Here is an 18,651-nt window from a genome sequence, read left to right on the forward strand (position 1 = left end):
TCTAGGGCAGTCCGGGTCGCTACCGGACGGCCTGAAACCGGACTAGAGCGCGGAGTTGAAGGTGGACATCCGTGCGGAACGGTCGCCGTCGGCGGGGCGCACACGACCCAGCTTCTTGGCGGCGTCGGCGTCACGTACATCGATCTCGGTGAGAGGCACCCGATCCTTCTTCACAGAAGCAAAGGTGACTGAAGTCTGGAAGGTCACGACGGCCGTCCTAGGTCATGTTGTGCTAACGGGGAGCACCGGGCACCGTTGCAGTGTCGGCGGCACGACTTTACTCTCATGGCCACCCGCAGCAACTCGGCACGTAGAGCTGAGACAAAAGCGTTGCGCGAGTATGCCCCGCTCCGAACGGAACAAGCCATTCCATCGAACGAGTGAAGCCAAATCCGCAGAGGGGGGTGCGCATGGCCGCTATTCCGGGCCATCTGCAAAGCATGGTCTTTCGAAACGCTGATCTGCCGGTTCTCTTCCACCGCACGGACGAGACGGCCATCTCACGCCAGCGGCAGGCGATCAACGGCACCCGGCTGCAGCTGCTCCTCCTGGTCCTGGGCTCCGCGCTGGCAGCGCTGCCGTGGCGGGGCAGGATCGGCGACTCCTTCCAACTCGTCGGCCTCCTGGGCGCGTTGGCGTACGCCGGGGTACTCGTCGTCAGCTTCCGCGGATCTCGCAACCGAGCAAAGTCGCACTGGCAACTCAACCGCTCCGCAGCCGAGTTCATCCGCTCGATGTGCTGGCGCTACGCCGTGCACGGCGCCCCGTTCGACTCCAACTCCCCCGATGCGGACCGGCTGTTCGTCGAGCGACTGGAAGAGGGACTGCAGGAGTTACGGAAGGTCGGCTGGGTGGACCCGCGGGAGAACGGTGAGAGCGCGGCCTCCGCCGAGCTCATCACCACGCCGATGCGGCTGCTGCGGGAGAAGGCCTTCAGCGTACGCAAGGAGACGTACGTACGGGACCGGCTCATCGAGCAGCGCAACTGGTACCACAGGCGGGCCGAGATCTCCCGGCGGGCCACCGCGCTGTGGACGGTCACGATCGGACTGCTCACCGTGCTCGCCCTGCTGTTCGGGACGCTGCGCACGTTCTCGGTCACCGATTCGGCCGAGCCGGCCGGGCTGCTGTCCGCCGCCGCGGCGGCCTGTCTGGCCTGGAGCGAGATCCGCCGCCATCAGCCGCTGATCGCGGCCCACTCGCTGGTGGAGGAGGATCTGGCGGCGATCCACATCGCGATGGAGACCTCCGTGACGGAACAGCAGTGGCCGTCCGCGGTGTACGAGACCGAGCGGATCGTCTCGCCGCAGCACACGGACTGGCTGGTCCAGCACCGGAGTTGACCCGGGCTGCCGCTGCCGGGTGTCAGGCCCGCTCGACCCCGTCGCGCCAGATCACCGTCACCGGCTTGCCGCGCTCGCGCGCGTACCGGACGATGTCGCCGGTACCGCCGAGCCCCCGGGCCGGACGGCCGTCCCAGACCGCCAGCAGCCGGTCGCAGTTGTCGGCGATATAGGTACCCGCGGCGTAGTAGGCCTCGTCCGTGGAGTGCGGGAAGGCCATCCGGACCTCCTGGCTGGCCCGGTCCTTGAGCCGCAGATAGCAGGCCAGCGCCTCGGGATCGTCGAAGCCCTCCTCGTAGTCCCCGCTGGGGATGACCACGGTCAGCTCGGCGCCGCAGTCCAGGGCGATGTCGGCGAAGAGCTGGTCGGCTCCCTCGGCGAGGCTGGAGAGCGCCTCCAGCGACCCTTCCTGGCGGCACAGCAGCGCCTTCATGGCGGCCAGCACATGAGGCAGGGCTTCGGGCGGGATACTTCTGTGGCCGGTCACTCCGATGCGCTTCATCCGCCCCCCGATCCGTTGTGGCCGACCGCCCTGCCATCCTCTCAAAAGTGTGCAATACGTCGAGCCCCCGCCCGAGGTGCGGGCGGGGGCTCTTGTTGACCGGAGGTCAGTAGACGCTGACGCCGTAGGCGTTCAGGGCCTCGACGACCGGCTGGAAGAACGTCGTGCCGCCGGAGGAGCAGTTGCCGCTTCCGCCGGAGGTCAGGCCGATGGCCCGGCTGCCGGAGTAGAGCGGACCGCCGCTGTCGCCCGGCTCCGCGCACACGTTCGTGCGGATCATGCCGTAGACGATGTCTCCGCCGCCGTAGTTGACCGTGGCGTTGAGACCGGTGACCGATCCGCTGTGGATGCCGGTGGTGGAGCCGCGACGGGTCACGGACATGCCGACGGTGGCGTTGGCCGCGCTGGTGATGTCGACACTGCCGACGGTGCCCGGCTTGGCGACCGAGGTGTTGGTGTAGCGGACGATGCCGTAGTCGTTCGTCGGGAAACTGGAGCCCGACGTGGTGCCGAGGACCGTGGTGCGACCGGAGTTGGACCACCAGGTGCCCGCGCCGTCGGTGCAGTGGCCGGCCGTGAGGAAGTACTGCGTACCGGCGCTGTTGCGGACGTTGAAGCCGAGGGAGCAGCGCCAGCTGCTCGCGTAGATGGCGTCGCCGCCGGAGATCAGCTTGGAGAACTTGCCGGGAGTGCGTTCGACCCGGATCGCGCCTGCGTTGGCGCCTGCCTCCCGCTTGATCTGGGCGATCTCGCTCTGGGAGACGGTGGAGTCGGCGGTGACGACCAGGGTGTTGGTCGCCTTGTCGATGTGCCAGGCGGTACCGGCCACATCGGCGTCGAGCACGGCGTCGCTCGCGGCGGAGAGCTGCGTCGCGCTGAAGGTGGCGGGAGCCTCGTCGGCGCTGGCGGCGGGGACGGCCAGCGCGGCGGCTGCGACAAGGCCGGTGGTCATGGCGAGCAGACGGGTACGTCTCGCGACGCCATGGGTGGGGTTGGTGCGCTTGATCCTCACTTCTCGTTCCTCCCGAGGGGAATCGGGGACCCGCTGTGGGGTGACGGGCCCGTGAGGCGCAGTCAGAAGGCCGGCAGAGCGTTCGGTTTCGGTCACGCCGTGCCCCTGACAAGCGCTGTTCGGGAGTATTCGGCGCGTCAACCGGCCGCGCAAGGGCGCCTTTCGGCCGTGCGGCGCGTGCGTATGCCGAACGGCCCCGGGGGCTCGGTGGCCGCCGGGGCTGGAGTGTCCGTCGTGGGTAGGACGGGTCAGCGGGTGAGGAGGTTCCGCTCGCCGGCCGCGATCTCGGTCGTCAGGGTGTTGCCGGGAGGCGGGAAGGGGCAGATGAAGTGATCCGCGAAGGCGCACGGGGGCAGCAGCGCCCGGTTGAGGTCGACCAGCACGGAGCCGTCCGCGGCCGGCGCGGCGGGCCGCAGGAAGCGGAAGCGGTAACTGCTCTTCCCGCTGGTCGCGTCGGCGAGGACGGCCCACAGCGAACCGTCCGCCTCGACCGCCGCCTGAAGGCGGTGCTCCGTGCCGTCGAGCTCGAAGAGGATCTCGCCGGACAGCCCCAGACCCCGCTCCCGGCCGTCGGCGTTGCGGACGCGGACACTGCGGTGCTCGTACGGAACGAACCGTCCCGGCACCGCCCAGCGCGGCTCGTACGGTGTGGCGTCGATGCCGAGGAAAGCCTGCCGTGCGGGCGCCGCGGGGTCGAAGTCCCGTACCGCCCAGAGCCCTTCGCGGCGCAGGACGACGAGCCGCCGCTGCCCGTGCGAGACCCGTGACTCCCCCACCGGCGCGTTGTCCGCGGTGAGCCGGACGTCGCCGGTCAGCGGCTTGCCGTCGACGACGAGGCCGTCCTCGGCGGCCGCGGTCAGCACCACCTCGTCACCGTCCTCGCGCCAGCGGCCCGGGATGACCGGAAGTCGCCCTTCCGGGTGGTCGGAGAGCCAATGGGTGCCGCTGAGGGACAGCGGTCCGTACGGCGCCGAGACCGAGGCGACACGGCGCTCGTGCCAGTTCTGCCAGTCCTGCCGCGGATCGCTCTGCGCGTCGCTCTGCGGGTCGCTGCTCATGGATCAACCTTTCCGGATCGCCCGACGGGTTCGGGGAGGCCCAGGTGCGACCGCAGGGTCGCACCGGCGTATTCGGTACGGAAGGCGCCGCGCTCCTGGAGGAGCGGCACGACCTGGTCGACGAAGTCGTCGAGGCCGCCCGGGTCCGGATGCGGTACGAGGACGAAGCCGTCGGCGGCGTCCGTCTGCACCCACACGTCGAGGGCGGCGGCGATGCCGGACGGGGTGCCGACCAAGGTCTGCCGGCCGGTGGTCTCGATCACCGTCTCCCGGATGGACAGCCCCTTGGCCTCCGACAGCGCCCGCCACTCGGCGGCGACGGCGAGCGGGTCGCGGACACGGCCCCGGCCGCGGCCCTGGCCCTGGCCCTGGCCCTGGACGAGCACGCGCTCCGGGGCGGGATCGATTCCGGGAAGTGGCCCGTCGGGATCGTAGGCGGACAGGTCCCGTCCCCAGACCCGCTCCAGCGCGAGGATCGCGGTCCGCGGGGAGATCTGCTGTCCGCGGAGTGCGGCGGCCCGCTCCTGCGCCTCGGCGTCGGTGTCGCCGAGGACGACGGTGATCCCCGGCATGATCGTGAGTTCGTCAGGTGCGCGCCCGTGTGCCGCGAGCCGCGCCTTGACGTCGGCGTAGAGGAGGCTGCTCGCTTCCGGCGTCCCGTGCCAGGTGAAGACCACGTCCGCCACGGCGGCCGCGAACTCCCGGCCCTCGTCGGAGTCTCCGGCCTGGATGACGACGGGACGGCCCTGCGGGCACCGGGGGACCGTGAACTCGCCCTCGATGGTGAAGTGCCGCCCCCGGTGCTCGAATCGGCGCGGTGTGGCGTCCGGGGCCCAGGAGTCCCACAGCGCACGGGCGGTCCGTACGAACTCGGCGGCGCGCGAGTACCGGTCGGCGTGGTCGGGGAAGCCGCCACGGCGGACGTTCTCCGCGCCGGGCGCATCGAAGGTGTCGGAAGGGCCGGAGGTGTCAGATGTATCGGAGGTGGTGACGACGTGCCACGCGGCCCGGCCCGCGCTGAGATGGTCGAGCGAGGCAAGCCGGCGCGCCAGTTCGTAGGGCTCGTTGAAGGTCGCGTCGACCGCGGCCGCGAGGCCGAGGCGGTCGGTGACAGCGGCGAGGGCGTTCAGCACGGTGATCGGCTCGGGGCGGCCGACGGCGTCCAGGTCGTCCGTCCGGCCCCGGTGCTCGCCCGGCCCCTCCGGCCCCTCGGCGAGGAGGAGGAAGTCGAACAGCCCGCGTTCGGCGGTGCGGGCGAACTGCTCGAAGGAGCGGAAGTCGATCGGGCCCCGGGAACGGGGACCGGACCGCAGGGTGGTGCCGTCGACGCCCGGGAGGCGGGCGGCGAGCCGGACCTGCTTCCTGGGCGGCCTCCCGCCGCCGGACTGCCGCGTGGTCATGCCGCTCCCCCGGCGTGTGCGTAGCGGCCCGCGGGACGGGCGAGGCCGAGGTGCTCGCGGAGCGTGCCGCCGGGATAGAAGGTGCGGAAGCAACTGCGGTGCTGCAGCAGCGCGACGGTGCCGTTGACGATCCGCTCCAGATCGCGGTGGGGCGCGATCGGTGCGAGATGGAAACCGTCCGCCGCTCCTTCGCCGTGCCACCGGGTGATCAGCCCGGCGAGGTCGACGGGACCCCCGCTGAAGTGAGGGCCGCCGCCCGCGAGGGGCGGTCCCGCGGCCAGGCCGGGTTCCGGAGCCGACTCCCCCGCGCCGAGGTCGACGACGAGGGAGACCAGGACCCGCAGCGTGTCCGGGTCGCGGCCGTGGGCGGCGGCCCTGCGGCGGATGTCCGCGCGGTGCCCCGCCGCCTGCTCGGGTGTCTGCGCCCGCAGCAGGACGACGTCGGCGTACCGGGCCGCGGTCTCCCTGCCCGGCCCGGCGGAGCCGTCGACGACGGTCACGGGCCGGCCCTGCGGCGGCCTCGGGACGAACGACGGGCCGCGCACGCTGAACGTGCTGCCCCGGAAGTCGACATGGTGCGGCTCGCCACGGTCGACGAAGCGATCTGTCGATGTGTCGTGGACCTCGGCGTCGTCCTCCCGGCCGTCCCACAGCCGGGCGACGACGTCGGCGACCTCACCCGCCTCCCGCCACAGGTCTCCGGGCGGCGCGGCCGGCCGCCGGCCGAAGAGCCGGGCCTCAGCGGCGGTGGCCGAGACGCCGACCATCCAGCCGGCCCGGCCTCGGCTCACCCAGTCGAGGGTGGCCACGGACGCGGACACATGGAGCGGCTCGGTGTGTGTGGTGGTGACGGTGGGCACCAGCCCGATCCGTTCGGTTCCGGGCGCGACTCTCGACAGCACGGCGAGCGCGTCGAGTCCGGGCCTGGCGAAGGAGTCGCCGAGGGTGACGAAGTCGAGCGTGCCCCGCTCGGCGATCCGGGCGAGGTCGACGTAGTACGTCGCGTCGTACTGCGCCGGGCCGTCGAGGGCGACGGCGAGGTGCAGCGGACGGGTGGCAGACATGGGGGGCCTCTCCGAGTGGTCAGTTCTGAGGGGGCGGCCTGTGCGGCGGCCTGGTCAGGGGGCCGGGTCCGGCACCTGCGGAGGTACCGCGGCGAGGGGCGGCGGGGGATCGCTCGTGAGCGGCATACGGAGTCCTTGGTCGTCGTACGTACGGGAGGTCACGCGCCGCTCCTGCCGCGGAGCGGGGAGGTCCTCGAGGAAGCCGAGTACGGCGCGGGCCGTGGCGTCGTTCTGGCTGAACGCCGGGCCACCGGTGCGCGGCCGGGTGAAGGCGCCGCCGGCCCGGGCCGAGGTGTGCGGTCCGAGTGCGAAGCGGCGCGGATGCGGGCGCTCGCCGCGCTCCAGGATCCGCCCGTCCTCGGGGTCCACCCGGAGCAGCCCCGACGGTGTCGCCAGGGCGCCGTCCGCGTAGAGCCCCTTCAGCAGCGGGCTGCGGGTGCGCTCCACGGTGGGGTCGGGCAGCCGGGCCTCGATCAGGACCCGTGCCTCGGTCCGCTCCTGCGGTACGGCGCTGCCGCCGGCCCGGAAGACCCCTTGCCGCTCATCGGTCTCCACGGTGATGCCGGGGCCGAGGAAGCGCACGATTCCGGCCCGCGAGAGCGCGAGCAGCCGGCGCAGCCGTGGTCCTGGCGGTCCGGAGGCGAGATGGGAGAAGAAGCCGTGCCAGCGGCCGCCGTCGCCGAGGTCCCCGAGCCGGATGAGCTGACCGTAGACGGACAGCAGTCCGAGGAAGACGGCCAGATCCGGGCTGTGGGCCGGATCGTGACGCCGCGCCAGGCCGGCGGTGATGTGATCGCTCAGCCGCTCCTGGAGGGCCTCCGCCGAGGGGAGGCTCACTTGGTCCAGGGGGTTGTCGAGGGCGTCCAGGTCGAGCCGGTCGGCGGGGTCGGGGACGGCGGATGCCACGACGGCGGCCAGTTCCGCGCTGCCGGGCGCGGCGGCGGCGTACGCCTCCTCGAAGGCGGGCCAGTCGGTGGCCGTCCGTCGGGGGTGGGCGCTGAAGAGGCGGTGGTAGTGGGCGTACCCGAGCTCTTTGTCGATGAGTGGCCAAATGTCCCTGCGGAAGTCGACCGGGCCGCTTCGGCGCAGGAGTTCACGGGTCTGCTCGGGTCCGAGGAAGCGCGGCAGCGGTGGCCGTTCGCCCTCCCAGGGGTAGCCGATCTTGGAGTGGTACGGGACGCCGCGGCGGGAGCCGACGTACAGGACCGGTTCCCGCCCGGAGGGGAGGTACGTGTCCCCCTCGTGGCGTCCGCCACGGCCCTCGGTCAGCAGCACCATCAGGTCGATGAAGGCGAGCCCGAAGCCCCGGACGATGACGGGTTCCGCGGCGGGGACGACGGACAGATCGCTGTCGGCGGTGAAGTCGGGCGGCAGGTGCAGGAGTCCGTGGCGGGCCGCGAAGGCGCTCAACCGCCGCTGTTCGTCGTCCGGTTCGGCGTCCAGATGGCCGATGGTGAGGACGACCAGATCGGCGAGGAGGTGCTTCCCGCGTCCTTCGAGCACGACCTGCTGGCGGCCCTCGCGGGGGCCACCGACCCGCAGGGCCCGCGTCCGGTGCTCATGGACTCTGACGCCCGCGGGCAGCGCGGTGACGGCCCGCTCGTACACCCAGCGCAGATAGGCACCCTGCTGCGGCCGGCTCGGGAAGGTCTGTCCGTCCAGTCCCGCCCACTCGGCGAGGGTGGGCCCCGGGCGCACGGGACCCGACAGCATCACCGTGTCGTCGGTGAACATGGTGACGTCCTCGGCCATGGAGTTCATCCACAGCAGCGGGGACTGCTCCTCGCGCCATATCCGCCCGCCGCCCGGCGGGTAGGGGTCCACGAGATGGATGTCCAGTTCCAGGTCGGCGGGTGCGTTGGCGGCCAGCCGCTCCAGGACGCCGGTGCCGCGAGGACCGGCTCCGACGACGACGACCGCGGGCCTCATCGGGCACCGGCCGTGCCAGGTATGTGCATGCGAAGGCTCCGTGGATCCAGAGATCGAACACAGGACGTGCCTTCACATGGACCGAGCCCCTCAGCACGATCCGAGACCTGAGGCTATGCGGCGGGCACGGCCCGCTGTCAAGCCTGTCCACACTGTGAGCCGTGCGTCTCAGGTCAGTTGACGCGGAATCGGATGCCTGCTCCACTTGTGCCATGCATCCACAGCAGTGGCTGGTCACGCGCTCCCACATCGACTTCGGTCGCGTGTGGTCGTCGTCCTGTTGAGCCGACCCCCTGCCTTTCCCCGCGCTCTTCCCTCTGCGCATCCCTCGCTTCTCGCACGGCCGTACGCGCCGTGCCCAGCGCCTTCACATCTGCAGCTCCGCGGTACCCCCTCCCCTCACGCCACCTTCTCGTCCGCCGACCCATCGACCCGCCGAAGGGCACGCATGACCAACCTCTAGCAGCCGTCACAGGGGCAGCAGCAGTCACAGCCGCTGGGCGTGCAGTCGCAGTCGCACTTGTGGCAGCAGCCCTCGCGCTTTTTCCGGGACCAGGGGCCCTCGTACTCCTTGGCGCAGCAGATCTGGCAGGTGCAGCACAGGCCGACGAAGGCCGCGCAGCCCGCCCAGAAGCCGCGGGGCTTCGGCTTCGGGGGCTCACCGCCGAAGCCGAACTGCGGCGGGACGCCGCCGTTCCCGCCCGCGCCGCCGCCGTAGGGGTTTCCGCCGCCGTAGGGATTGTCCGACCCGTACGGTCCCGCGGCTCCGCCCCCGGCCGCACTCCCGTACGCACCCCCGTACGGGCCGCCGCCCTGCGCCGGCGGCTGCTGGCCGTACCCCTGGTGCGAGCAGGCCGCCGTGCCGAACGCCCGGTCCACCGACCGCCTCAGCTCGTGCACGAGCAGTACGTGCAGCAGCCGGTCGTCGACGAACTCGGCGTCGTGCAGCGCGAGCCTGATGCCGTGCAGGGCGTCGTCCGCGAGCCGGCGCGCCTCGGCGGGCGTCGTGCCGGTCGCCGTGAGCGGGTTCCATGCTCCTGACGCCGCGTCGGCCTGCCGGTCCTCCACCGCGTCCAGCAGGTGCGCCAGCCGTCCGAAGAGCCGGCCGGCCTCGGCGAGCGGGGCGACGTTCTGTGGCCGTCCGGCCAGAACCGCGGTATGGGCGAAGGCGGCCGCGGTCGCCGTTTCCGTCGGCTCGGTCACGAGCAGCAGCGACGTGCCGGCGCCGGCGAGCGCCTCGATCCCGGTCTGCCGGTCCACGGCGTCGACGAGCACCGCCGTGTCGAAGCCCAGCGCGGCGCCGGTGCGTGCCCCTGCGCGGTCCCAGCCCGCCGCGACCCGGCGCGCGGCCACGGCCACCGGCCTGCGCGCCAACACCCCGTCACGGTCGGCCACGTGGTCCCGTACCTTCGCCGACGCCAGCACGAGCGAGACGGCCGCGGCCAGCCTGGCTCCCTCGCCCCTCGCGACGGGAGCGGTGCGCATGGCGCGCAGCGGACAGGGGCCGGCGGTGCGGCGCTGCTGGGGAGTGCGTTCGGCCTGAGCCTCCGTCAGAACCGAGACGATCAGCCCGTCGTAGTTGGTGACGACCCTGGCGAACTGGCCGTGGTCCGATCGAAGTGCCAGGCAGAGCCCGCAGAGATGGGCCGTCCACTCGGTCTTGAGGCCGTCCGTGAGCCGGTGTGTGCAGGGCCTGACGATTCCGAACACGACGTCCCCCCGTGAGTCGTTCGAGTGCGCGGCCCGCATCGTATCCGGCCGGTCCGTTCACCCGTACGCTCCGAGCCTCACCCATCTGGCCCGACATTCATATTTTGCTTCGATATGAGCCCCCTCAGGGCCCCTACGCTGGAAGAACCTTGACGAATCGCCACATCTTTTGCACCAGTACCGTCACGAATCCCCTGCGCGGCGACTATCCACTTGGCGCGCGATCCGCATTATGGACGACCATAGGGATGCGGAACCACAAGTGACCGCGGTTGAAAGGAGGCGTCCATGGGATCGGTGCGCAAGGCGAGTGCATGGCTGGGTCTCGTCGAGGACAACGACGAGCGTTACTACGACGACGAGTACGCCGAGGGTTCGGGATCCGGCGACCAGTGGGTGACCGACCCGCGGGTGCGGGTGGCCTCCGAGTCGGCCGAGGAGCAGGGTCGCCGGATCGCCACCATCGCCCCGGACAGCTTCCGTGACGCGCGCGGCATCGGGGAGCACTTCCGGGACGGCGTCCCGGTCATCGTCAACCTGACGGCCATGGAGCCCGCCGACGCCAAGCGCGTGGTCGATTTCGCGGCCGGGCTGACCTTCGGTCTGCGCGGCTCGATCGAGCGGGTGGCGACGCGGGTCTTCCTGCTGACCCCCGCCGACACCGAGATCGTCACCGGCGAGTCCGCCGGCCGCGCCACCGACGGCTTCTTCAACCAGAGCTGAGCAGGGCGCTCGCCGGCCCACCGGAACGCGCCGGTCGGTCTACCGGAACGCATCCAGGCCGGTGAGCGCCTTGCCCAGCACGAGCTGGTGCATCTCGACGGTGCCCTCGTAGGTGAGCACCGACTCGAGGTTGGTCGCATGCCGCATCACGGGGTACTCGAGCGAGATCCCGTTGGCGCCGAGGATCGTCCGCGCGGTGCGGCAGATCTCGATCGCCTCCCGTACGTTGTTGAGCTTTCCGAAACTGACCTGCTCCGGGCGCAGTGCCCCCGCGTCCATGCGCCGCCCGAGGTGATGGGCGAGCAGGATCCCCTTGTGCAGTTCGAGCGCCATGTCGGCGAGCTTGGCCTGGGTGAGCTGGAAGCCTCCGATGGGCTTCCCGAACTGCTCCCGTGTCCGCGCGTAGTCGAGCGCCGACTCGAAGCTGGAGCGGGCCGCGCCCATCGCGCCCCAGACGATGCCGTAGCGCGCGTGCGACAGACAGCTGAGCGGCCCCTTCAGTCCGGTGACCGCCGGGAGTACGGCATCCGCGGGCAGCCGGACCTCGTCGAGGACGAGTTCGCTCGTGACGGAGGCGCGCAGCGACCACTTGTGCCTGATCTCGGGGGCCGAGAAGCCGGGTGCGTCGGTGGGGACGGCGAAGCCGCGGATGCCCTCGTCGGTCTGGGCCCAGACGACGGCGACCCCGGCGACCGAGCCGTTGGTGATCCACATCTTGCGGCCCGTCAGTACCCAGTCGGAGCCGTCGCGCTTGGCGTACGTACGCATTCCGGCCGGGTCGGAGCCGTGGTCGGGCTCGGTCAGTCCGAAGCAGCCGATGGTGGAGCCTTCCGCCATGGACGGCAGCCACTGCTGCTTCTGCTCCTCGGAGCCGTACTTCCAGATCGCGTACATGGCGAGCGAGCCCTGGACGGAGACGAGGGAGCGGATGCCCGAGTCGGCGGCCTCCAGCTCCAGGCAGGCGAGTCCGTACTGGACGGCGGTGGCGCCCGCGCAGCCGTAGCCGGTCAGGGACATGCCGAGTGCGCCGATCGAGCCGAGCTCACGGGCGAGTTCGCGGATGCCGGGGAGTTCGCCGCGCTCGTACCAGTCGGCGATGTGCGGCAGGACCCGGTCGGCGGCCCAGGAGCGGACGGTGTCGCGGACCGCGAGGTCCTCCGGGTCCAGGAGGTCGTCGATGCCGAGAGGGTCGGCGGGGTCGAAGGGCGGCAGCTTCGAGGGTGCGGACATGGGGGTGTGCCTCCGGCGGCTCGCACGGCGCTGTGTCACAACCTAGCGGCGTTAGTCAATGCTCGGCGCCGACGTTACGGCTCAGTGTGCCGTGCGTCCAGATCGGACCGGTCCCGCGGCCTCGGCGGGCCTGCGGCATGCCGGGACCGGCGCCTCCGCCGGCATCTTGGCCGGTGTGCCGGCCGGTGCGTCCGCCGACATCTGCGCCGGTGCGTCCGCCGACGTGTCCGCCGTCCTCGGGGGTTCCTGCGGCGCGGCGCACTCCATCACCTTCGGCAGCCGGAGCGCGGCCAGCGCTCCGAGCAGCAGCAGTCCCGCGCTGACGACGAGCGTCACATGCAGCCCGTGGACGAAGGCATGCCGGGCCGCGAGCCGCAGTGCCTCGCCGACGGGGCCGCCGAGCTGGTTCGCCACCTGATAGGCCTCGCCGAGGGAGTTGGTCGCGGCGTCCCGTGCGGCCGACGGGGCGCCGGCGGCCTCGCCGAGCCCGGGCGCGTACGCGGCGTTCATGACACTGCCGAGGAGCGCGATGCCCATGCCGGCACCCAGCTGGTACGAGGTCTCGCCGATGGCCGCGGCACCGCCCGCGTGCTCCGGGGGTGCCTCGCTGAGCATCGACTCGTACGCGCCGAAGAGCGTGGTCTGCAGGCCGAAACCGAGGAGCACGAAGGCGACGGTGAGGAGCAGCGGCCGGTCGTGCTGTCCCATCAGCGTCAGCAGCAGCACGGCGGCGGCGGTCAGGACGAAACCCCAGCCGACCATCCGGCGGGGACCGAGGCGGCGCAGGGTGAACGAGCCGGTGGCACCGGCCGCCATGGCGGCGAAGGTGAGGGGCAGCAGCCGCAGTCCGGTCTCCAGCGGGCTCAGCCCGAGGACGAGCTGGAGGTACTGGACGGCGATGAGTTCCAGGCCGACCAGCGCCAGCATCGCGAGCACGATGCAGCCGACCGAGGTGGAGAAGGTGGCCATGGCGAACATCCGGATGTCTATGAGCGGATGTTCGCGGCGTTTCTGGCGGCGTACGAAGAGGGTGATGAGCAGGGCTCCGGCGAGCAGCGGGCCGACCGTACGGGGGTCGAGGAGACCGTCGCCCGCGCCGAGCCGCTTCACGCCGAGGACGACGCCGAGCACACCGGCGGCGGCCATCAGCGCGCCCAGGACGTCCCAGGGTCCGTCGCCGTCACCCCGGGACTCGGGCAGCAGCCACCTACCCACCGGCAGGATCAGCAGCATCAGCGGGATGTTGATCAGGAAGACCGAGCCCCACCAGAAGTGCTGGACGAGGAAGCCGCCCAGGACCGGACCGGTGGCGGCGCCGACGGCCGCGACCGCGGTCCATATGCCGATGGCGGTGGCGCGCTCGCGCCGGTCCGGGAAGACGGCCCTGAGTATGGAGAGCGTCGCGGGCATGATCATCGCGCCGCCGACGCCGAGCAGGGCGCGGGCCGCGATGAGCACCTCGGGGGTGGTGGCGAGCGCGGCGACGGCCGAGGCGACGCCGAAGAGGGCGTAGCCGAGCAGCAGGATGCGCCGGCGGCCGACCCGGTCCCCGAGGGTGCCGAAGAGGATCAGCAGCGAGGCGCACACCAGCGGATAGGCGTCGACGATCCAGAGGAGCTCGACCCCGGTGGGGCGCAGGTCCTCGGTGACGGCGGGCACGGCGACGTGCAGCACGGTCGCGTCCAGCGCGACCAGGAGCAGGCTGACGCACAGGACGAGCAGGACGACCCAGCGGTTGACACCGCCGCCGGCGGCACGCGGGCGTGCTCCGGCCGTGGTCGTCCCGAACATGTACGTACCTCCTGATGGGTCTCTCGCGTCGGTGGGCGGCCGGGGCGGGGCCCGTGGGCGGCCCGGCATCGACGGGCGAGTGATCAGCCAGCGTACGCGAGTCCCGGCCGGGGGTGCGTGGCGCACCTCTCACCTCGTCGGCCGCCGGGGTGTGGCGTACGCCACGCCCGTGTGCCACGAGGGTGGTACCCGTCGTGCTCCGAACGGCCCCGGAATTCGGCACGGCAATCGCGTGAACGGATTTCTCCGCCTGCAAACACACTTACGGAGGCGACCGCGCGAGCAATAGGGCACAAGGTCACTTCGATTTACGCCCGGGGCCCGATGGAATGTGCGGCTGAGACATGGTCCACATCACATCGTCATCACGAAGGGCCGGGATCGGCCTGGGCGCACACTCACTCGCTGTAACGTCGATTGGGTGCGTACCGACATCTTTGCCCGTCTGGACCGGGAGCCGGAGCCGCCGAAGATAGAGATCCCGCGGATGAGCCGCACCCGTCTCGCCCTCTTCGGCGGGACCTTGGCGTTCTATCTCGCGATCGTCGTCGCCGTGCTCATCTCGTCCTGGCTGGTGATCATCGACTGGAAGGTCATGCTCTTCCGGCCGTATCAGCAGTGGCCGGAACTGCACGCGTTTCTGGACTACTTCGTGGTGCTCGGCCAGCGCGGGCCCACGGCCGTGATGGTGGCGGCCTGGCTGGGCTGGCGCTCCTGGCGGCAGCACACCGTGCGCCCGCTGCTGGTGCTGGGGGCCTCGCTGCTGCTGCTGAACGCGACCGTCGGCGCGGTCAAGCTGGGCCTCGGTCGGCTCGGCCCCCACTACGCGACGCGGATCGGCTCGCCCGAGCTCTTCGCCGGCGGCGATATATTTCCTTCGGGCCACACCGCCAACGCCGTCGTGACCTGGGGAATCCTCGCCTATCTGGCCACCACGCCGAGAGCGAGACGCTATCTGTCGGCGCTGTCGGCCGTGGTCGCCCTGGGCGTCGGGCTGACGACCGTCTACCTCGGTACGCACTGGCTGACCGATGTGCTGCTCGGCTGGGCCGCCGGGCTGCTGATCCTGCTCGCTCTGCCGTGGTGCGAGACGCTGATCGGACGCACCGAGACGATCATCCTCTCGCTGCGCGACCAGTTGCTCTCCCGCCGTCTGCCGATGCCGTCGCTGCCGGTCGCCTCCGGCGGGCCGCGGACCGCCATATACCCGCAGCGGCTGCCGTCCGAGGACGGCGGGGAGCCCGTGCGCCATCCGGTGGGCGCGGCGGGCGCCGCGCGGCTGCCGGGCGGCGGGCGGAGCACCGTGAGCGGTACGGGAGCCCCCGCGGGCCAGGGAGCGGCGGGCACCGCGAGTGCCGCCGGGACGTCCGGCTCGACCGCGACCGCCCGGCTCACCCAGACGCGCCCGCACACGGTGGCGCGCTCACAGCACGCGCCGCACGCCTCGCACACCCCGGCGCCGGCAGGAACCCGCCGTCCGCCGCGGTCGCGCCCGGTCGCGGGCGGCTGACGGCCCTGGAACACCCGGGGACGGTACGCGCCGTGCCCTCCCCGTACGGAGAAGGCCCCGACCTCGGTCGGGGCCTTCTCCGTACGCCCGGACGCCTGCCGGGGTCCTGGCGGGCGGGCTCAGCCCTTCCAGCAGCGGACGACCGTGCCGTCGTCGACCTCGAAGTTCAGTCGGCCCGCCAGGAACTCCATGGTGATGATCGAGCCGGGCGGAAGCGATCTGACGGTGGTCCAGCCCCGGCTGCGGGCGCGCCGCTCGGCCCCGTCGGCGTCGAGGCCGACATAGGGCTCGGTGGCGTCGTCGGGCTGTGCTGAGGGGGTCGGTATCGGTGCCATGTGATTCACCGTAGGCGGCAGCGGACGGTGACGGAAGGACCGTCGGCAACTGCCGAAAAGCGGCATCGGTAGTGCGTGCGTGGAGTCACCGGCTTCCCTCGTACCTCACTGGTCACGCTTGTGTCACAGGTTCACGACATACGTTTGACCGGGATTCGATCACCCGTACGTGCAATCGGTGTTATTCGCACAGGAATTCCTCGGAATTCCCGGATCATCGCTGCACACCAGTGTTCCGGTACCTGGAATTTCCCCGCCCGCACCCCTTTCCCCGGCCGCCCGTGCACCGGGAATTCATCTTGCCTTATGCATCTCCTACTGACGGATGAATGGTTCGCTCACCCGTACGCGTATCGCACCATGTCCCCTTCCGTGTCCCCGCCGTCCCGGCGGAAACCCGTGGCTAGCATCGGGCCATGGGCACGGACACCGTCGAAGCCGCCGCCTCACCGGCGCCGGTGCGCCGACGGGGCCGGGTGGTCGTGGACTGGCTGACGACCACCGATCACAAGAAGATCGGCCATCTCTACCTGGTCACGTCGTTCGTCTTCTTCCTGGCGGCCGGGCTGATGGCGATGCTGATGCGTGCGGAGCTGGCCCGCCCCGGCCTGCAGCTGATGACGAATCAGGCGTTCAACCAGGCCTTCACGCTGCACGGCACGATCATGCTGCTGCTCTTCGCGACGCCCACCTTCGCCGGGTTCGCCAACGCGATCGTGCCGCTGCAGATCGGCGCGCCCGACGTGGCCTTCCCGCGGCTGAACATGTTCTCGTACTGGCTGTTCCTCTTCGGCGGGCTGATGGTGCTGGGCTCGCTGCTGGTGCCGACGGGGCCCGCCGCCTTCGGCTGGACCGCGTACGCCCCGCTCAACAGCCTGGACCGGTCACCGGGCGCCGGCATCGACCTGTGGATCATGGGGCTCGCGCTCTCCGGCTTCGGCACGATCCTCACGTCGGTGAACTTCCTCGCGACGATCGTCGGGATGCGGGCGCCGGGCATGACCATGTTCCGGATGCCGATCTTCACGTGGAACATCCTGTTCACCACGGTCCTGGTGCTGGTGGCGTTCCCCGTGCTGGCGGCCGCGCTGCTGGTGCTGGAGTCCGACCGGCGGTTCGGCTCGGTGGTCTTCGAGGCCGGGAACGGCGGAGCCCTGCTGTGGCAGCACCTGTTCTGGTTCTTCGGCCATCCCGAGGTCTACATCATCGCGCTGCCGTTCTTCGGCATCATCACGGAGATCATCCCGGTCTTCTCCCGGAAGCCGATCTTCGGGTACGTCACGCTCGTCGGGGCCACGATGGCCATCACCGGGCTGTCGGTGGTGGTGTGGGCCCACCACATGTTCGTCACCGGTGCCGTGCTGCTGCCCTTCTTCTCCCTGCTGTCGTTCCTGATCGCCGTGCCGACCGGGGTGAAGTTCTTCAACTGGACCGGCACGATGCTCAGGGGGTCGCTGTCCTTCGAGACCCCGATGCTGTGGGCGATCGGCTTCCTGGTGTCGTTCCTCCTCGGCGGGCTGACGGGCGTCATCCTCGCCTCGCCGCCGATGGACTTCCATGTGACCGACTCGTACTTCATCGTCGCCCACTTCCACTACACGGTCTTCGGCACGGTCGTCTTCGCGATGTTCGCCGGCTTCTACTTCTGGTGGCCGAAGCTCACCGGCAGGATGCTCGACGAACGCCTCGGGAAGATCCACTTCTGGACCCTGTTCATCGGCTTCCAGACGACCTTCCTGGTGCAGCACTGGCTGGGTGCCGAGGGCATGCCGCGGCGGTACGCGGACTACCTCGCGGCCGACGGCTTCACCACGCTCAACACGGTCTCGACGATCGGTGCCTTCCTGCTCGGCACCTCCACACTGCCGTTCCTCTACAACGTGTGGAAGACACAGAAGTACGGCGCGAAGGTGACGGTCGACGACCCGTGGGGGTACGGCCGGTCGCTGGAGTGGGCGACCTCCTGCCCGCCGCCCCGCCACAACTTCACCACCATCCCGCGGGTGCGCTCCGAGTCCCCCGCGTTCGACCTGCACCATCCCGACTTCGCGGGCCTCCCCACCCGGCCGGCCAGCCGCCCGGTCAGTCCCCCAGAGCCCGGGTCAGCCGGTCCCGGACCGTCCTGACGTGGTCGGTGAGCTCCGCCGGCTCGACGACCTCGAAGTCGATGCCCAGGAGCACCACGTGAACGACCATCACGTCCAGGCTTCCGGCGCCCGTGCGCAGCAGACAGCTGTCCGGGCCCTCGGCCTCCAGGACACCCGCCGACGGTGACACCGCCCCGGCCGCGGTCCCGAGCGGTACGCGCAGCCTGATCACCGCCTTCGTCGAGTACGCCGCCGTCGAGACGCCCTTGGACACATAGGCGGCGAGATCCTCGGCGGGCGGGGTGCGCGGCCCGAAGCGCGGGCCGTGCGGCGGTTTCGGGGTGACCCGGTCGACCCGGAACGTCCGCCAGTCGGTGCGGTCCACGTCCCAGGCGACCAGGTACCAGCGGCGCTCGGTGCAGACGAGGCGATGCGGCTCCACGGTGCGGCGGCTCACCTCGCCGTTGTGGTCGCGGTACTCGAAGCGCAGCCGCTCGCTGTCGCGGCAGGCGTTGGCCAGCTCGGTCAGGACCGAGGGATCCACCTGGGCCTGCGGGGTGCGCAGCATCGGCACGGTGTAGGCGTTGAGTGCGCCGATCCGGCGGCGGAGCCGGTGCGGCAGCACCTGCTCCAGCTTGGCCAGGGCGCGTACGGAGGACTCGCCGATGCCCTCGATGCCGTTGCCGGCGGCGGTGCGCAGCCCGACGGCGACGGCGACGGCCTCGTCGTCGTCGAGCAGCAGCGGCGGCAGCTCGGCCCCCGCCCCGAGCTGGTATCCGCCGCCCGTGCCGGGGCTCGCGTTGACCGGATAGCCGAGTTCACGCAGCCGGTCGACATCCCGCCGTACGGTGCGCGCGGTGACGCCCAGCCGCTCGGCGAGATCGGCTCCGGACCATTCACGGTGCGCCTGCAGCAGGGAGAGCAGGCGCAGCAGTCGAGCGGAGGTGTCCAACATGA

At 71.2% G+C, this 18,651-nt stretch carries 16 protein-coding genes; 4 read left to right on the plus strand and 12 right to left on the minus strand.

What is annotated here, in order from left to right; all coding sequences use genetic code 11:
- Positions 1-42: 42 nt before the first annotated feature.
- Complete coding sequence (gene fxsA, locus OG766_RS07065; protein ID WP_266375318.1) at positions 43-159, minus strand: FxSxx-COOH cyclophane-containing RiPP peptide; 117 nt, start codon at positions 157-159, stop codon at positions 43-45.
- A 281-nt stretch (positions 160-440) separates the two neighbouring features.
- Between fxsA and OG766_RS07070 the strand changes: the two genes are divergently transcribed.
- Positions 441-1,343 (plus strand): DUF4231 domain-containing protein, encoded by a 903-nt coding sequence (locus OG766_RS07070; RefSeq protein ID WP_266375316.1) that lies wholly within the window; start codon positions 441-443, stop codon positions 1,341-1,343.
- A gap of 22 nt (positions 1,344-1,365) precedes the next feature.
- On the opposite strand, the gene OG766_RS07075 is transcribed toward OG766_RS07070, so the two are convergent.
- From OG766_RS07075 to OG766_RS07105, 7 genes are all read right to left on the minus strand, one after another.
- A complete protein-coding gene (locus tag OG766_RS07075; RefSeq protein ID WP_266375314.1) occupies positions 1,366-1,845 on the minus strand; it encodes a hypothetical protein in 480 nt (159 codons plus the stop codon).
- 106 nt (positions 1,846-1,951) lie between these two features.
- Positions 1,952-2,857 (minus strand): S1 family peptidase, encoded by a 906-nt coding sequence (locus OG766_RS07080; RefSeq protein ID WP_266375312.1) that lies wholly within the window; start codon positions 2,855-2,857, stop codon positions 1,952-1,954.
- A 248-nt stretch (positions 2,858-3,105) separates the two neighbouring features.
- Complete coding sequence (locus tag OG766_RS07085) at positions 3,106-3,915, minus strand: DUF1684 domain-containing protein (protein WP_266375310.1); 810 nt, start codon at positions 3,913-3,915, stop codon at positions 3,106-3,108.
- Positions 3,912-5,315, minus strand: a complete 1,404-nt coding sequence (locus OG766_RS07090; RefSeq protein ID WP_266375308.1) for an NtaA/DmoA family FMN-dependent monooxygenase — start codon at positions 5,313-5,315, stop codon at positions 3,912-3,914. The genes OG766_RS07085 and OG766_RS07090 overlap by 4 nt, the downstream gene beginning before the upstream one ends.
- A complete protein-coding gene (locus tag OG766_RS07095; protein WP_266375306.1) occupies positions 5,312-6,379 on the minus strand; it encodes an LLM class flavin-dependent oxidoreductase in 1,068 nt (355 codons plus the stop codon). The genes OG766_RS07090 and OG766_RS07095 overlap by 4 nt, the downstream gene beginning before the upstream one ends.
- Before the next feature lie 54 nt (positions 6,380-6,433).
- Positions 6,434-8,308 carry an FAD/NAD(P)-binding protein gene (locus OG766_RS07100; RefSeq protein ID WP_328724819.1) on the minus strand — a complete coding sequence of 625 codons (1,875 nt, stop codon included), beginning with the start codon at positions 8,306-8,308 and terminating at the stop codon, positions 6,434-6,436.
- A 459-nt stretch (positions 8,309-8,767) separates the two neighbouring features.
- Complete coding sequence (locus OG766_RS07105; RefSeq protein WP_328724820.1) at positions 8,768-10,018, minus strand: DUF5685 family protein; 1,251 nt, start codon at positions 10,016-10,018, stop codon at positions 8,768-8,770.
- Positions 10,019-10,306: 288 nt separating this feature from the next.
- On the opposite strand from OG766_RS07105, the gene OG766_RS07110 reads away from it, so the two are divergent.
- Complete coding sequence (locus tag OG766_RS07110; protein WP_266375301.1) at positions 10,307-10,741, plus strand: cell division protein SepF; 435 nt, start codon at positions 10,307-10,309, stop codon at positions 10,739-10,741.
- 39 nt (positions 10,742-10,780) lie between these two features.
- Here OG766_RS07110 and OG766_RS07115 read toward each other — a convergent pair whose 3' ends face one another.
- Together OG766_RS07115 and OG766_RS07120 are read right to left on the minus strand one after the other, a co-directional pair.
- The gene (locus OG766_RS07115) at positions 10,781-11,971 is read right to left on the minus strand and encodes an acyl-CoA dehydrogenase family protein (RefSeq protein WP_266375299.1); all 1,191 of its coding nucleotides are present in this window, start codon (positions 11,969-11,971) and stop codon (positions 10,781-10,783) included.
- An 81-nt stretch (positions 11,972-12,052) separates the two neighbouring features.
- On the minus strand, positions 12,053-13,762 hold the full coding sequence (locus OG766_RS07120) for an MFS transporter (RefSeq protein ID WP_328724821.1): 1,710 nt from the start codon (positions 13,760-13,762) through the stop codon (positions 12,053-12,055).
- Positions 13,763-14,183: 421 nt separating this feature from the next.
- Between OG766_RS07120 and OG766_RS07125 the strand changes: the two genes are divergently transcribed.
- Positions 14,184-15,272 (plus strand): phosphatase PAP2 family protein, encoded by a 1,089-nt coding sequence (locus OG766_RS07125; RefSeq protein ID WP_328724822.1) that lies wholly within the window; start codon positions 14,184-14,186, stop codon positions 15,270-15,272.
- A 119-nt stretch (positions 15,273-15,391) separates the two neighbouring features.
- Here the strand turns inward: OG766_RS07125 and OG766_RS07130 are convergent, their stop codons facing one another.
- Positions 15,392-15,607, minus strand: a complete 216-nt coding sequence (locus OG766_RS07130; protein WP_266375296.1) for an I78 family peptidase inhibitor — start codon at positions 15,605-15,607, stop codon at positions 15,392-15,394.
- 416 nt (positions 15,608-16,023) lie between these two features.
- On the opposite strand from OG766_RS07130, the gene ctaD reads away from it, so the two are divergent.
- Positions 16,024-17,733: an aa3-type cytochrome oxidase subunit I gene (ctaD, locus tag OG766_RS07135; protein ID WP_266375294.1), complete on the plus strand. Its 1,710-nt coding sequence runs from the start codon at positions 16,024-16,026 to the stop codon at positions 17,731-17,733.
- Here the strand turns inward: ctaD and OG766_RS07140 are convergent.
- Positions 17,690-18,649, minus strand: coding sequence for a helix-turn-helix transcriptional regulator (locus OG766_RS07140; RefSeq protein ID WP_266375293.1), 960 nt, complete (start codon positions 18,647-18,649; stop codon positions 17,690-17,692). The two genes, ctaD and OG766_RS07140, sit on opposite strands and share 44 nt — an antisense overlap.
- Positions 18,650-18,651: the final 2 nt, after the last annotated feature.

It is taken from the genome of Streptomyces sp. NBC_00259, from assembly GCF_036181745.1.
Lineage (GTDB): Bacteria > Actinomycetota > Actinomycetes > Streptomycetales > Streptomycetaceae > Streptomyces > Streptomyces pratisoli.

What these genes read in the sequence shown, in the direction of transcription:
- OG766_RS07070 (WP_266375316.1), top strand. Translation starts at nt 441, where the DNA reads ATGGTCTTTCGAAACGCTGATCTGCCGGTTCTCTTCCACCGCACGGAC.
- OG766_RS07075 (WP_266375314.1), bottom strand. Translation starts at nt 1,845, where the DNA reads ATGAAGCGCATCGGAGTGACCGGCCACAGAAGTATCCCGCCCGAAGCC.
- OG766_RS07085 (WP_266375310.1), bottom strand. Translation starts at nt 3,915, where the DNA reads ATGAGCAGCGACCCGCAGAGCGACGCGCAGAGCGATCCGCGGCAGGAC.
- OG766_RS07090 (WP_266375308.1), bottom strand. Translation starts at nt 5,315, where the DNA reads ATGACCACGCGGCAGTCCGGCGGCGGGAGGCCGCCCAGGAAGCAGGTC.
- OG766_RS07095 (WP_266375306.1), bottom strand. Translation starts at nt 6,379, where the DNA reads ATGTCTGCCACCCGTCCGCTGCACCTCGCCGTCGCCCTCGACGGCCCG.
- OG766_RS07100 (WP_328724819.1), bottom strand. Translation starts at nt 8,308, where the DNA reads ATGAGGCCCGCGGTCGTCGTCGTCGGAGCCGGTCCTCGCGGCACCGGC.
- OG766_RS07110 (WP_266375301.1), top strand. Translation starts at nt 10,307, where the DNA reads ATGGGATCGGTGCGCAAGGCGAGTGCATGGCTGGGTCTCGTCGAGGAC.
- OG766_RS07115 (WP_266375299.1), bottom strand. Translation starts at nt 11,971, where the DNA reads ATGTCCGCACCCTCGAAGCTGCCGCCCTTCGACCCCGCCGACCCTCTC.
- OG766_RS07120 (WP_328724821.1), bottom strand. Translation starts at nt 13,762, where the DNA reads ATGTTCGGGACGACCACGGCCGGAGCACGCCCGCGTGCCGCCGGCGGC.
- OG766_RS07130 (WP_266375296.1), bottom strand. Translation starts at nt 15,607, where the DNA reads ATGGCACCGATACCGACCCCCTCAGCACAGCCCGACGACGCCACCGAG.
- ctaD (WP_266375294.1), top strand. Translation starts at nt 16,024, where the DNA reads ATGGGCACGGACACCGTCGAAGCCGCCGCCTCACCGGCGCCGGTGCGC.
- OG766_RS07140 (WP_266375293.1), bottom strand. Translation starts at nt 18,649, where the DNA reads ATGTTGGACACCTCCGCTCGACTGCTGCGCCTGCTCTCCCTGCTGCAG.